Source organism: Stappia indica (genome assembly GCF_020177335.1).
GTDB lineage: Bacteria > Pseudomonadota > Alphaproteobacteria > Rhizobiales > Stappiaceae > Stappia > Stappia indica_B.
On the sequence record NZ_JAIVMG010000012.1, the window covers coordinates 87,891 to 101,921 of the forward strand.

Sequence of the window (14,031 nt, forward strand, 5' to 3'; positions counted from 1 at the left end):
TGTTCCAGGTGCCGTCAGTGATGCGTCAGGCGAAGTTCTTGGCAAACGCCTCGATAGCCGCCTTCAGGCGTCCCTCGAGTTCGTCGTCGAGCGCCTTCTTCTCCCAGATCGCATCCAGAAGATCGGCATGTTCGCCACGCAGGTTGAGCAACAGCCCTTCTTCGAAGGCCTTGACCTGACCGACGTCGATCTTGTCGAGGTAGCCGTTGACGCCCGCATAGATGACCGCAACCTGTTCCTGCGTCTTCAGCGGCGAGAACTGCGCCTGCTTCAGAAGCTCGGTCAGACGCGCGCCGCGGTTCAGCAGCCGCTGGGTCGTGGCATCGAGATCGGAACCGAACTGGGCAAAGGCCGCCATTTCGCGGTACTGAGCCAGCTCGCCCTTGATCTTGCCGGCGACCTGCTTCATCGCCTTGATCTGCGCCGAGGAGCCCACGCGGGACACGGACAGACCAACGTTCACGGCCGGACGGACACCCTGGAAGAACAGATCGGTCTCCAGGAAGATCTGACCGTCGGTGATCGAAATCACGTTGGTCGGAATGAAGGCCGACACGTCGTTGCCCTGGGTCTCGATGACCGGCAGCGCGGTGAGCGAACCGGAGCCATTGGCCTCGTTCAGCTTGGCCGAACGCTCGAGCAGGCGGGAGTGCAGATAGAAGACGTCGCCCGGGAAAGCTTCACGTCCGGGCGGACGACGGAGCAGCAGGGACATCTGACGATAAGCCACGGCCTGCTTGGACAGATCGTCATAGCCGATCACCGCATGCATGCCGTTGTCGCGGAAGAACTCGCCGATCGCGGTGCCGGAGAACGGCGCCAGGAACTGCAGCGGGGCAGCGTCCGAAGCGGTCGCGGCGACGATCACCGAGTATTCCAGCGCACCGGATTCCTCGAGCTGCTTGACGAACTGCGCGACGGTCGAGCGCTTCTGGCCGACGGCAACGTAGATGCAGTAGAGCTTGGCGCCCTCGTCGTCACCCGCATGCAGCGGCTTCTGATTGAGGAACGTGTCGAGAATGATCGCGGTCTTGCCGGTCTGACGGTCACCGATGACCAGCTCACGCTGGCCGCGGCCGATCGGGATCAGCGCATCGATGGCCTTGAGGCCGGTGGACATGGGCTCGTGCACCGACTTGCGCGGCAGGATGCCCGGAGCCTTGACGTCGACGCGGCGCATCTCGGAACCCTCGATCGGGCCCTTGCCGTCCAGCGGATTGCCGAGCGGATCGATGACGCGGCCGAGAAGGCCTTTACCGACCGGAACCTCGACGATGGCGCCGGTCCGCTTGACCGTGTCGCCTTCCTTGATCTCACGGTCGGACCCGAACAGCACGACACCGACGTTGTCGGATTCGAGGTTCAGGGCCATGCCCTTGATACCGCCGGGGAACTCGACCATCTCACCGGCCTGGACGTTGTCCAGACCGTAAACACGGGCGATACCGTCACCCACGGAGAGCACCTGACCGACTTCGGTCACTTCGGCATCCTGGCCGAAGTTCTTGATCTGGTCCTTGAGGATGGCGGAGATTTCCGCTGCCCGAATATCCATCAGCCGACCTCTTTCATCGCGAACTTGAGGGAATTGAGTTTTGTCTTGAGCGAAGTATCGATCATCCGGCTCCCGACCTTGACGACCAGGCCGCCAATCAGGGAGGGATCGACCTTCGCCGTGATCGTCACGGACTTGCCGGTCGCCGCGTTGAGCGCCTCCTTCAGCGCCGCAACATGCGCATCGGACAGCTCGCTGGCCGAAACCACGTCCGCCGAAAGCTCACCACGCCGCCGCGCCAGATCGGCGCGGAACGCGGCGATCATCGACGGCACGGCGAACAACCGCCGGTTCTGCGCCGCGAGCTTGAGGAAGTTAGCGGCGAGCCCGCCAATGCCGGCCTTGTCCAGAACCGCCGTCAACGCCTTCAGCTGCGCATCGGCGGTCAGAACGGGGCTGGTGACAAGACGGCTGAGGTCGTCGCTGTCCTGGAGCAGCTTCTCGAAAGCGGTCAGGGCCTTCTCGACGTCCGCCACGGAGCCCTGCTCCTCTGACAGATCGAGCAGTGCCGCCGCGTAACGGGAAGCCACGCCTGAAATGAGAGATACGTTGTCGGTCACAGGGTCCGTGCTCTCTGACGCAGGTTTGCAGCCGAAGCTCTCAGCAATGCTGATTGCAAGGCCTTGGAAAACTGAAACTTTCTTGGATCGGGGAGCAGCCAAAGGCTTTTCGCCCCCGCAAAGCCGCGCTCCGATTAGCACAGGCTTCCGAGCGGCGCAACATAGCCGCATGGCTGATTTCGCGCTCGTGCCCCCGGAAATGGCTCCGGGCGCCCCACAAATGCAGCGGACTCAACGGCATTTGCCATTTTCAACGATGGCTAAAGAAAGCTCTGCGGATCGACATCAACCTGGAGGCGCACGCTGCCCCGCAGCTTCGGCGCCCGTTTCAGCCACTCCCGCAACAGCCCTTGCAGGTCGGTCGCGCGGGGGGTCATCGCCAGCAACCTGAACCTGTGGCGCCCGCGTACCAGCGCCAGCGCCGCTTCCGCCGGACCGAGCACGGTCAGGGCGGGATCATGCGGCGCGCACAGCGCCAGCGCACGCGCATGGGTGGCGGCGACGGCTTTGTCCGGGCCGGAGACGATCAGCGCCGCCATCCGGCCGAAGGGTGGCAGATGTGCCGCCCGGCGGGCGGCGATCTCCGCCCCGTAGAAGGCGGTGCGGTCATCGCGCGCCAACGCCCGGATCACCGGATGCTCGGGCGCGTAGGTCTGCAGCATCCCGTGGCCCTGGCCGCTGATCCGCCCCGCACGGCCCGTGACCTGGGCCAGAAGCTGGAAGGTCCGTTCGGCGGCGCGCGGGTCGCCATTGGCAAGGCCGAGATCCGCATCGACCACGCCCACCAGCCGCATCAGCGGAAAATTGTGCCCCTTGGCGACCAACTGGGTGCCGACAACAATGTCCGCGCCGCCCTCCTCGATCACCTTCATCTCCCGCTTCATCCGTTCGGCGCCGCCGGGCAGATCGGAGGACAGCACCAGCACCCGGGCATCGGGGAACAGATCACCGGCCTCCTCGGCGATGCGCTCCACCCCCGGCCCGCAGGGCACCAGCGAGTCCGTGCCGCCGCAAGAGGGGCAGTGATCCGGGCTCGGCTCCACATGGCCGCAGTGATGGCAAGCGAGCTGACCGCGAAACCTGTGTTCGATCAGCCAGGTACTGCAATTGGGGCATTGGAAGCGATGGCCGCAGGAGCGGCACAGGGTGAGCGGTGCATAGCCTCGCCGGTTCAGGAACAAGAGCGACTGGGCCCCGTCGGCCAGCGCCTCGGCGATGGCCCGGCGCAGGGCGGGCGCCAGCCACTGGCCGCGCTCCGGTCCGTCCTGGCGCATGTCGATCGCCACGATCTCCGGCATGTTGGCGCCGAGGGCACGCTCCGGCAGCTCCAGCCGCTGATAGCGTCCCGCCTCCGCGTTCACCTGGCTTTCCACCGAGGGGGTGGCCGAGGCGAGAATCACCGGAAAACCGGTGAGATGGCCCCGCACCACCGCCATGTCTCGGGCGTTGTAGGGAACTCGGTCATCCTGCTTGTAGGCGCCGTCATGCTCCTCATCGACAACGATCAGGCCCAGTTCGCGGAACGGCAGGAACAGGGCCGAGCGGGCGCCGACCACCACCCGGACATCGCCCGTGGCAACGCCGCGCCAGACACGAGCACGCTGCTTCGGCGAGATTTCCGAGTGCCATTCGGCGGGCCTTGCAGCGAAACGGCGCTCGAATCGCTCCAGAAACGCGCTGGTCAGGGCGATCTCGGGAATCAGGATCAACGCCTGCCGCCCGGCGCGCAGCGCGGCGGCGACCGCCTCGAAATAGACTTCGGTCTTGCCCGAGCCGGTCACACCATCGATCAGGAAGGTCTGGAACCCGCCGCGGGCAGCCGTGACAAGCCGGTCGGCGGCGACCTGCTGTGCCGCCGTCAGTTTTGGCGGCGCCCAGTCCGGATCCGGAGCCGGCACTGGCGGGACGGCCGGCATCTGCACCACCTCCAGCACCTCATGGGCGATCAGCCCGTCGATCACCGAGGGGCTGACGCCGGCGGCGTGGGCAAGACCGCTCTTCGACCAGGCAAAGCCGTCCTCCATGGTGTCGAGCACCCGTTTGCGGGCGGCGGTCAGGCGTTCGGGCGGCGGCGCCGCCTCGATCCGCCGTACGCCGGGAACCGGCGCCTCCGGCTCCAGCGCCTCCTCCGACCGCAGCACCATGCGCAGCACCATGCCCGGCGAGGCCAGCGTCCAGTTGGCGACCCAGTCGATCAGCGCCCGCAAGGCATCATCGAGCGGCGGGGCCTGGTCGTAGTGATGCAACAGATCCTTCAGCCGCCCGGGTGAGACCGGGGCGGCCGCATCCACCGCCCAGACGACACCGATCACCTCACGCGGCCCAAGCGGCACGCGGACGATCGACCCGAGGCCGGGCGCCATCCCCTCCGGCACCCGGTAGGTGTAGGGCTCGGCGACCGCGACCGGCAAAAGCACCCGCACCAGCGGACGGGCAGACCCGCCAAACAGGTCCTGCACGGCGGTGCGGGCTGGAGCTTTCGGAAGAGGCGTCTGCGTCATCGGGGTCGCTTGCAAGGGTCCATTGGCGGCACGGCGGACGCACCTCTTCGGCCCGTCCGCGAATCGGGACGGGCCACAATGTCGCAAATCCGGGGCAAGGACGAGGCGGTTTCGCCCTTTTCGAGCGAATCGGGGCTGTCGCCGCTGACCGTCCTGCGATATGCAGGCAAAAGCCGGCGCCCAAAAGGGGATGGCCGGCCACCCAGACATATCACACCGGCCGCCCGCGCCGATGCGACCCTGATGCGTCCGGCCGCCAGAGCCCGGGCCGTTCAGCCAAGGAGCCAGACACGCCATGAAATTCTTCGTCGACACCGCGGATACAGCGGACATCAAGGAACTGGCCGCGACCGGGCTTCTCGACGGCGTGACCACCAATCCTTCGCTGATCCTCAAGGCCGGCCGGCCGATGCCCGAGGTGATCGCCGAGATCTGCGCGCTGGTTGACGGCCCCGTCTCCGCCGAGGTCACCGCGACGGACGCCGAGGCCATGATCGCCGAGGGCCGCAAGCTCGCCGAGATCGCCGACAACATCGCCATCAAGCTGCCGCTCACCCTCGACGGGCTGAAGGCCTGCCGCGTGCTGACGGACGAAGGCCGGATGGTCAATGTCACCCTGTGCTTCTCCGCCAATCAGGCGCTGCTCGCCGCCAAGGCCGGCGCGACCTTCATCTCGCCGTTCATCGGCCGGCTCGACGACATCAACACCGACGGCATGGATCTGATCCGCGAAATCCGGGTGATCTATGACAATTACGGCTTCGAGACCGAGATTCTCGCCGCCTCGATCCGCTCCGCCAACCACGTCAAGGACTGCGCGCTGGTCGGCGCGGATGTCGCCACGGTGCCGCCGGCGGTGCTGAAGGGCCTCGTCAAGCATCCGCTCACCGACAAGGGGCTGGAGCAGTTCCTGGCTGACTGGGCCAAGACCGGCCAGAGCATCCTCTAAGCTCCGACTTACCGCGTGGCGTGGACCGGTGGCGACCGCTACCGGTCCCGTACCATGCTACCCTTCCCCGCATGACCGACGATGATTCGCTCCTTGTCTGTGCCCGTGCCGATGTGAATGCGGCAATCGATGACTGGCTCGATCATCTCGGGTCAGAGCGCCGGCTCGCCGACAAGACGCTCATCGCCTACGAGCGGGATGTGCGGCAATTCCTGCGCTTCCTCACCGGTCATCAGGGCGAACCGCCCGCGCTCGCCCATCTTGCCGAGCTGCGCCCGGCGGATTTCCGCGCCTTTCTCGCCCGGCGCCGCCAGGGTGGCAGCCAGAGCCGGACCCTCGCCCGCGGCCTTGCCGGCATCCGCTCCTTCCTTGGATTTCTGGAGCGGCGTGGCGACGTCAACGCCGCGGCGGCCGCTGCCGTGCGCCCTCCGCGCCAGCCGCGCTCGCTGCCCAAGCCGGTTGCCGCCAGCGATGCCCTGACCATTGTCGATGCCGATTGCAGTCTGGATACCGAACCTTGGGTGGCGGCGCGCAACGCCGCTGTCTTCACCCTGCTCTACGGCTGCGGCCTGCGGCTGGGCGAGGCGCTTTCGCTGACCGGCGCCAGCGCACCGCGCAAGGAAAGCCGCTCCTTGCGGATCACCGGCAAGGGCGGGCGCCAACGGATCGTGCCGCTGCTGCCGATCGTCGGCGAGGCGGTGGAGGCCTATCTCGCCGCCTGCCCGTACACGCCCGCACCGGACGGGCCGCTGTTTCTTGGCGTGCGCGGCGGCCCGCTCAACCCGCGCATCGTCCAATACGCCATGGCTCGGCTCAGAAGCGCCCTGGGACTGCCCGACAGCGCCACCCCGCATGCCCTGCGCCATTCCTTCGCCACCCATCTTCTGGCCGGCGGCGGCGATCTGCGGACCATCCAGGAACTGCTCGGCCACGCGAGCCTTTCCACCACACAGATCTACACCGAGGTGGATGCGGCGCGGTTGCTCGATGTCTATGACCGGGCGCATCCACGCGCCGGCGCCGGCAAACCGGCGAGATGACGATTGACTGAGCACGCCACAGTAGAACAGAATCGCACATGCGCGTTCCCGCTCTTCCTCTCCTCGGCCTGCTGCTGCTGACGACGCCATCTCTGGCGGATGAGGAGTTTTGCCGCATTCCCGAGGCGGGAAGCTGGGTCAACCCGGCGGCGCAGACCCGGCAGATCCGGCGGATCGAAATCACCAGCGCCTGTATCGACGGCCAGGTCACGGCGCAGATGCGTGCCTTTACCCACTGCGCCCCGCGCGACTGCAAATGGGGCTGGACCGAGGCCTTCCGCCAAGCCGATGGCCGACTGTTCGCACGTTTCGAAGGCTTTTTCAGTGCCCGCGAGATCATCATCGTCCGCATGGGCGAGCGCATCGAGGCGCTGGTGACCATCGACCCGCATGACCCCAAGGAGCCGAATGCCTTTCACAGCGCGATCATGATCCGCGAGTGACCGGGCGCCTTGCGGCAAAGGCCCGGGCCGACCGGCGGCCGGCCCGGGAATGTCAGATCCGGCTCAAGCGTGGATCGGCTTGGCGAAAGCGGCCATCGCCGCTTCCTTGACCGCTTCGCTCATGGTCGGATGGGCATGGCAGGTGCGCGCCAGATCCTCCGAGGAGCCGCCGAACTCCATCAGAACGGCCGCCTCGTGGATCATCTCGCCGGCGCCATGACCGATGATATGCACCCCGAGCACCTGGTCGGTGGCAGCATCGGCCAGCACCTTGACGAAACCGTCCGAGTGCCCCATCGCCTTGGCCCGGCCATTGGCGATGAAGGCGAACTTGCCGACCTTGTAGTCGATCCCATCCGCCTTGAGCTGCTCTTCGGAGCGGCCGACCTCGGCCACCTCCGGGCTGGTGTAGACCACGCCCGGGATCACGCCGTAGTTCACGTGCCCGGCCTGACCGGCCAGGATCTCGGCCACCGCGACGCCCTCGTCTTCGGCCTTATGGGCCAGCATCGGACCGGCAATGACATCGCCGATGGCATAGATGCCCGGAACATTGGTCTGGTAGTGCCCGTCGGTCTGCACCCGGCCGCGCTCGTCGAGGGCGACACCGACTGCGTCGAGGCCAAGCCCCTCGGTCACGGGCCGGCGACCGATCGCCACCAGCACCACATCGGCGTCGAGCGTCTTCGCCTCACCGCCGGCAGCGGGCTCCACCGTGACCTTCAGCGTCTTGCCTGAGGTATCGACCGCCGTCACCTTGGACGACAGGTGGAACTCCATGCCCTGCTTCTTCAACATCCGCTGGAAGTTCTTCGACACATCCGCGTCCATCGGGCCGAGGATCTTGTCCATGAACTCCACCACGGTGACCTCGGCGCCCAGGCGGCGCCAGACCGAGCCCAGCTCCAGACCGATGACACCGGCGCCGATCACCACCAGCTTGCCCGGTACCTTCTCCAGCTCCAGCGCGCCGGTGGAGGACACCACCCGCTTCTCGTCGATCTCGATCCCCGGCAGCGACACCACGTCCGAGCCGGTGGCGATGACGATGGAACGGCTTTCAACGGTCTGGGTCGAGCCGTCGGCGGCGGTCACCTCCACCTGACCGGCGGCGAGAATGCGACCGGTGCCCTGATAGACGGTGACCTTGTTCTTCTTGAACAGGAAATCGATGCCGGACACGTTGGCGTCGATGGTCTTGTCCTTGTGCGCCATCATCGCCTTCAGGTCGAGCTTCGGCTTGCCGACCTTGATGCCGAAGCCCTCGAAGTGATGGCCGGCTTCCTCGAACATCTCCGAAGTATGCAGCAGCGCCTTGGAGGGAATGCAGCCAACATTGAGGCAGGTGCCGCCATGAGCGGCGCTGTCGCCGTCGCGCACGGTGCGCTTTTCCACCACGGCCACCTTCAGGCCGAGCTGGGCCGCCTTGATGGCGCAAACGTATCCGCCAGGGCCGGTGCCGATGACGACAAGATCAAACTGTGACATTTCGTTCGCCTTTTCATTCAAGCTTGCTGTCGGCGCCCGGGGCGCCGGGCGGAGGTCGAGCGCTCAGCGGTCGGCCAGGGCCAGCCGCAGGCCGAAGCCGGCGAAGGCAACGGCAACCGTGCGGCGCATGAAGGCCAGGAACCGGGCAGAACGCAGAAGCCGCGCGCCGACGGCTGCGGCGAAGATGCCGTAGCCGGCGAAGACCACGAAGGTCAGCGCCATGAAGACGCCGCCGAGCCGCAGCATCTCAAGGCTCGTCCCGGGGCGCCCCGCGTCCACGAATTGCGGCAGGAACGCCAGGAAGAACACCGACAGTTTCGGATTGAGAACATTGATCAGAGCGCCGGTGCGCACCACCGCCGCGAGGCCCGGGGCATCACCGGCCGCAGCGCCAAGGCGCAGCGGTCCGGAGTCGCGCAAGGTCTGCCAGGCCAGATACAAAAGATAGGCCGCCCCGGCGTATTTCAGCGCCTGGAACAGCAGTGCGCTGGTGTGCAGCAGCGCCGCCAGACCAAGCATGGAAGCGAGGATCGCGGGCAGAATTCCCAGCGTGCAGCCGAAGGCCGCCGCGACCCCGTGGCGCCGCCCGAAGGCAAGGCCGGTGGCGAGCGTGTAGAGGACGCCGGTGCCCGGTATGAGAACCACGACCAGCGCGGTGATCAGGAATTCCAGCCCCATCGTCCCCTCCGTCGCCGGCAGGTGTCGGGGCTCCTTCAGCGAAAGAAAGGCCGCTGAGGAGCCCCGTCCTTAGCCTCTTGCGCATGTTCTTTCCCGAAAACCGTAAACACTTTTCGGGAACATGCTTTAGAGATCCAGCACCAGCCGCTGCACGTCTTCCAGGCTCTCCTTGACCCGCACCAGGAAGGTCACCGCCTCCTTGCCGTCGACGATGCGGTGATCGTAGCTGAGCGCCAGATACATCATCGGCCGGGCCACGATCTGGCCGTTGACCACCATCGGACGCTCCTGGATCTTGTGCATGCCGAGGATGCCCGACTGAGGGGCGTTGAGGATCGGCGAGGACATCAGCGAGCCATAGACACCACCGTTGGAGATGGTGAAGGTGCCGCCGGTCATGTCGGCCATGCCGAGCTTGCCGTCGCGCGCCTTGCGGCCGAGGTTGCCGATCTCCTGCTCGATCTGGGCGATCGACATCTGATCCGCATCGCGCACCACCGGAACCACCAGGCCCTTGTCGGTGCCCACCGCCACGCCGACGTGGCAGTAGTTCTTGTAGATGATATCGGTGCCGTCGATCTCGGCGTTCACCGCCGGGATTTCCTTCAGCGCATGGCAGACCGCCTTGGTGAAGAAGCCCATGAAGCCGAGCTTGACGCCGTGCTTCTTCTCGAACAGGTCCTTGTAGGTCTTCCGCAGCTCCATCACCGGGCCCATGTCCACCTCGTTGTAGGTGGTCAGCATGGCCGCCGTGTTCTGGGCGTCCTTGAGCCGGCGGGCGATGGTCTGGCGCAGCTTGGTCATCCGCACCCGCTCTTCGCGGACCTCGTCCTCGGGCAGCGAGGCCGGGCGGGCGGCAACCGGTGCCGCGGCCTGTGCCGGCGCCGTCATGCCGGCGGCAACCGCGGCGATCACGTCGCCCTTCAGCACCTGGCCACGCTTGCCGGAGCCGGCAACCTGATCGGCCGACAGGCCCTTTTCCGCCATCATCTTGGCAGCGGAGGGGGCCGGCGGCATGGACGAGGCAGCAGCGGCCGGAGCCGGCGCAGCCACGGCAGCAGCCGAAGCGGCGGCAGCAGCGCCCGCGCCAACGGCGATGCGGGCCAGCAGCTGGCCCGGGGTCACCGTGTCACCGGTGCTGGCGCTGATTTCCACCACGGTGCCGGCCTGCGGAGCCGGAATTTCCTGGGCTGCCTTGTCGGTCTCCAGCTCCACCAGGGTCTCATCGACCTTGACGCTGTCGCCGACCTTGACGAACCATTCGCCGACCTCGGCCTCGGTGACGCTCTCACCAGCGGAAGGTACCAGAACGTCGATGGTCTCGGTCGCCGCAGCCGCGCTCTTCGCCGCCGGCTTTGCAGCCGCCGGAGCCGCTGCCTTGGCCGGTGCCGCGGCGCCCGTACCTTCGGCGATCTGCCCCAGAAGGGCGCCAACCTCGACTGTATCCCCTTCCTTGACGAGGATGTCGGAGAGGGTGCCGGAGGCCGGAGCGGGAACTTCCACGGTCACCTTGTCGGTTTCCAGCTCCACAATCGGCTCATCCGCGTTGACCGCGTCACCGGGCTTCTTGAACCACTGGGCGATGGTCGCCTCGGTAACGGATTCGCCAAGAGTGGGAACTCGAATTTCGGTCGCCATGATCATTTCTCTTTCATCGGACGGCGGCACGGGACGAGCCCGGCCGCGCTAATCTGTGAACCGCTCCGCCTACTCGGCGAAGGCCTCGTCGAGGAACGCCTGAAGCTGGGCGAGATGCTTGGACATGAGCCCGGTCGCCGTGGCCGCCGAGGCGGCGCGGCCGACATAGCGCGGCCGCTGATGCTTGGCATCGATCTGCGCCAGCACCCACTCCACATAGGACTGGATGAAGAACCAGGCCCCCATGTTCTTCGGCTCTTCCTGGCACCAGACGATATCCGCATCCTTGAAGCGGGCCAGCTCGGTGACCAGCGCCTTGGTCGGGAACGGGTAGAGCTGTTCCACGCGCAGCAGGTAGACGTCGGTGATGCCGCGCTTTTCCCGCTCTTCCAGCAGGTCGTAGTAGACCTTGCCCGAACACAGGACCACCCGACGGATCTTCGCGTCCTCCACCAGCCGGATGCCGGCCTCCGGATCCATCTGCGCATCGTCCCAGAGCAGGCGATGGAAAGTCGATCCGTTGGTGAACTCGTCGAGCTTGCTGACCGCGCGCTTGTGGCGCAGCAACGACTTCGGCGTCATCAGGATCAGCGGCTTGCGGAAGTCCCGCTTCATCTGCCGCCGCAGGATGTGGAAGTAGTTGGCCGGCGTCGTGCAGTTCGCCACCTGCATGTTGTCTTCCGCGCAGATCTGCAGGAAGCGCTCCAGGCGGGCGGAGGAATGCTCCGGCCCCTGCCCCTCGTAGCCATGCGGCAGCAGGCAGACGAGGCCGGACATGCGCAGCCACTTGCGCTCGCCGGAGGAGATGAACTGGTCGAACACCACCTGGGCGCCGTTGGCGAAATCGCCGAACTGGGCTTCCCAGAGGGTCAGCGCATTGGGCTCGGTCAGCGTATAGCCGTATTCGAACCCAAGCACGGCCTCCTCGGAGAGCATCGAGTTGATGACCTCGTAGCGGGCCTGCCCCTCGCGCAGGTGATTGAGCGGAATGAACCGGTTCTCATCTTCCTGGTCGTAGAGCACCGAATGGCGCTGCGAGAAGGTGCCGCGTTCACAGTCCTGACCGGACAGGCGCACGGCGTGACCGTCAAGCAGCAAGCCGCCAAAGGCCATCGCCTCGGCCGTCGCCCAATCGATCCCCTGACCGCTTTCGAACATCTTCTTGCGGTTGTCGAGGAAGCGGCGGATCGTGCGGTGGGCGTTGAACCCCTCCGGCACCTGGGTCAGAGCCGTTCCGATGGTCTTGACGAAATCATCGGAAATGCCGGTCTGACCACGGCGCGGATCGTCGAGATCCTTGGCCTGCTTCATGCCGGCCCACTTGCCATCGAGCCAGTCGGCCTTGTTCGGCTTGTAGCCGTTGCCGGCCTCGAACTCGGAGTCCAGCTGCGCACGCACTTCCGCACGCATGGCCTCGACTTCCTCGGCGCTCAAGACGCCGTCCTTGACCAGCCGCTCGGCGTAGATCTGCAGCGTGGTCGGATGCTTGCGGATCTGCCGGTACATGATCGGCTGGGTGAACGCCGGCTCGTCGGATTCGTTGTGGCCGAACCGCCGGTAACAGATCATGTCGATGACCACCGGCTTGCCGAACATCTGCCGGAACTCGGTGGCGATCTTCGCCGCGTAGACCACCGATTCGGGATCGTCGCCGTTGCAGTGGAAGATCGGCGCCTCGATCATCTTCGCCACATCCGACGGATACGGCGAGGAGCGCGAGAAACGCGGATTGGTGGTGAAGCCGATCTGGTTGTTGATGATCACATGGATCGAACCACCGGTGCGGTGGCCGCGCAGCGCCGACAGGCCGAAGCACTCGGCAACCACGCCCTGGCCGGCGAAGGCCGCATCGCCGTGCAGCAACAGCGGCAGCACCTTGGAGCGGTCCACGTCGGTGGTCTCGACCCATTTTCCGTCAACCGCCGACAACTGATCCTGCTTGGCCCGCGCCTTGCCCAACACCACCGGATCGACGATCTCAAGGTGCGAGGGGTTGGCGGTCAGCGACAGGTGGACGTTGTTGTCGTCGAAGGAGCGGTCGGAGGATGCACCGAGGTGGTACTTCACATCGCCGGAGCCTTCCACGTCATCGGGGGTGAAGGAGCCGCCCTTGAACTCGTGGAAGATGGCCCGCAGCGGCTTGCCCATCACCTGGGCCAGCACGTTGAGCCGGCCACGGTGGGCCATGCCCAGCACGATTTCCTTCACACCGAGCGCGCCACCGCGCTTGATGATCTGCTCCAGCGCCGGCAGCAGCGCCTCGCCGCCATCCAGGCCAAAGCGCTTGGTGCCGGTGTATTTGACGTCCAGGAACTTCTCGAACCCCTCGGCCTCGACCAGCTTGTTGAGGATCGCCCGCTTGCCCTCGGCGGTGAAGGAAACCTGCTTGTCCGGACCCTCGATGCGCTCCTGGATCCAGGCCTTCTCGGCCGGATTGGAGATGTGCATGAACTCCACGCCAAGGGTGGAGCAATAGGTGCGCTTGAGGATCTCGAGCATCTCGCGGATGGTCGCGAACTCAAGGCCCAGCATGTAGTCGATGAAGATCGGCCGGTCCCAGTCCGCCTCGGCGAAACCGTAGGTGGAGGGATGCAGCTCCTCGTGGCTCTCCAGCTCCTTGAGGTTGAGCGGATCGAGGTCCGCATGCAGATGGCCGCGCATGCGATAGGCGCGGATCATCATCAGCGCGCGCACCGAATCGCGCGTCTGCTGCTGCACGTCGGCCTCGGTGATCGCCTCACCGCGTGCCTGCGCCTTGTCCTTGATCTTGTCGCCGAGCGCCTTTTCCACCGGCGCCCAGTTGCCATCGAAGGCGTTGACCAGGTCCCCATTGGCGGCGACCGGCCAGTCGGCGCGCTTCCAGGATGCGCCACGCGCCTCCTTCAGCACATCCGCCTTTTCGTCGGCAAGGTTGGAAAAGAATGCCCGCCACGTCTCGTCGAGGGATCCCGGATCCTCCTTGTAGCGCGCATAAAGATCTTCGATGTAAGCCGCGTTGCCACCGTACAAGAACGACGTCATCGCGAAGGCATTGTTCACGTCTTGCCGAGCCATCTCCACAGCGAGGTTTCGCCCCGCCCGCCTATTTGAGGGGAGCCCTTTCACGCAGCGCCCCAGAGAACGGATATGGAATAGACCCGCGCGGGGCGTGTCCCGCGCAGGTCTCCTTCAATCGGTAC

Annotated in this window: 10 protein-coding genes; 3 read left to right on the forward strand and 7 right to left on the reverse strand. The window is 66.0% G+C overall.

Annotation, left to right across the window (positions count from 1 at the left end):
• Window positions 1–25 precede the first annotated feature (25 nt).
• The 3 genes from atpA to LC062_RS16180 all read right to left on the reverse strand — a co-directional run bounded on the left by atpA (window position 26) and on the right by LC062_RS16180 (window position 4,616).
• On the reverse strand, window positions 26–1,555 hold the full coding sequence (atpA, locus tag LC062_RS16170) for a F0F1 ATP synthase subunit alpha (protein ID WP_224912065.1): 1,530 nt from the start codon (window positions 1,553–1,555) through the stop codon (window positions 26–28).
• Window positions 1,555–2,115, reverse strand: a complete 561-nt coding sequence (locus tag LC062_RS16175) for a F0F1 ATP synthase subunit delta (RefSeq protein ID WP_224912120.1) — start codon at window positions 2,113–2,115, stop codon at window positions 1,555–1,557. The genes atpA and LC062_RS16175 overlap by 1 nt, the downstream gene beginning before the upstream one ends.
• 260 nt (window positions 2,116–2,375) lie before the next feature.
• Complete coding sequence (locus tag LC062_RS16180) at window positions 2,376–4,616, reverse strand: primosomal protein N' (RefSeq protein WP_224912066.1); 2,241 nt, start codon at window positions 4,614–4,616, stop codon at window positions 2,376–2,378.
• Window positions 4,617–4,911: 295 nt separating this feature from the next.
• Here LC062_RS16180 and fsa point away from each other — a divergent pair, with 295 nt between their 5' ends.
• From fsa to LC062_RS16195, 3 genes are all read left to right on the forward strand, one after another.
• Window positions 4,912–5,565: a fructose-6-phosphate aldolase gene (fsa, locus tag LC062_RS16185; RefSeq protein WP_224912067.1), complete on the forward strand. Its 654-nt coding sequence runs from the start codon at window positions 4,912–4,914 to the stop codon at window positions 5,563–5,565.
• Window positions 5,566–5,636: 71 nt separating this feature from the next.
• Window positions 5,637–6,605 (forward strand): tyrosine recombinase XerC, encoded by a 969-nt coding sequence (locus LC062_RS16190; RefSeq protein WP_224912068.1) that lies wholly within the window; start codon window positions 5,637–5,639, stop codon window positions 6,603–6,605.
• Window positions 6,606–6,643: 38 nt separating this feature from the next.
• A complete protein-coding gene (locus tag LC062_RS16195) occupies window positions 6,644–7,048 on the forward strand; it encodes a hypothetical protein (RefSeq protein WP_224912069.1) in 405 nt (134 codons plus the stop codon).
• A gap of 63 nt (window positions 7,049–7,111) precedes the next feature.
• On the opposite strand, the gene lpdA is transcribed toward LC062_RS16195, so the two are convergent.
• The 4 genes from lpdA to LC062_RS16215 all read right to left on the reverse strand — a co-directional run bounded on the left by lpdA (window position 7,112) and on the right by LC062_RS16215 (window position 13,906).
• Complete coding sequence (gene lpdA / locus LC062_RS16200; RefSeq protein ID WP_224912070.1) at window positions 7,112–8,536, reverse strand: dihydrolipoyl dehydrogenase; 1,425 nt, start codon at window positions 8,534–8,536, stop codon at window positions 7,112–7,114.
• A gap of 63 nt (window positions 8,537–8,599) precedes the next feature.
• On the reverse strand, window positions 8,600–9,214 hold the full coding sequence (locus LC062_RS16205; protein WP_224912071.1) for a LysE family translocator: 615 nt from the start codon (window positions 9,212–9,214) through the stop codon (window positions 8,600–8,602).
• 126 nt (window positions 9,215–9,340) lie between these two features.
• Window positions 9,341–10,852 carry a 2-oxoglutarate dehydrogenase complex dihydrolipoyllysine-residue succinyltransferase gene (gene odhB / locus LC062_RS16210; RefSeq protein ID WP_224912072.1) on the reverse strand — a complete coding sequence of 504 codons (1,512 nt, stop codon included), beginning with the start codon at window positions 10,850–10,852 and terminating at the stop codon, window positions 9,341–9,343.
• A 69-nt stretch (window positions 10,853–10,921) separates the two neighbouring features.
• Window positions 10,922–13,906, reverse strand: a complete 2,985-nt coding sequence (locus LC062_RS16215) for a 2-oxoglutarate dehydrogenase E1 component (RefSeq protein ID WP_224912073.1) — start codon at window positions 13,904–13,906, stop codon at window positions 10,922–10,924.
• Window positions 13,907–14,031: the final 125 nt, after the last annotated feature.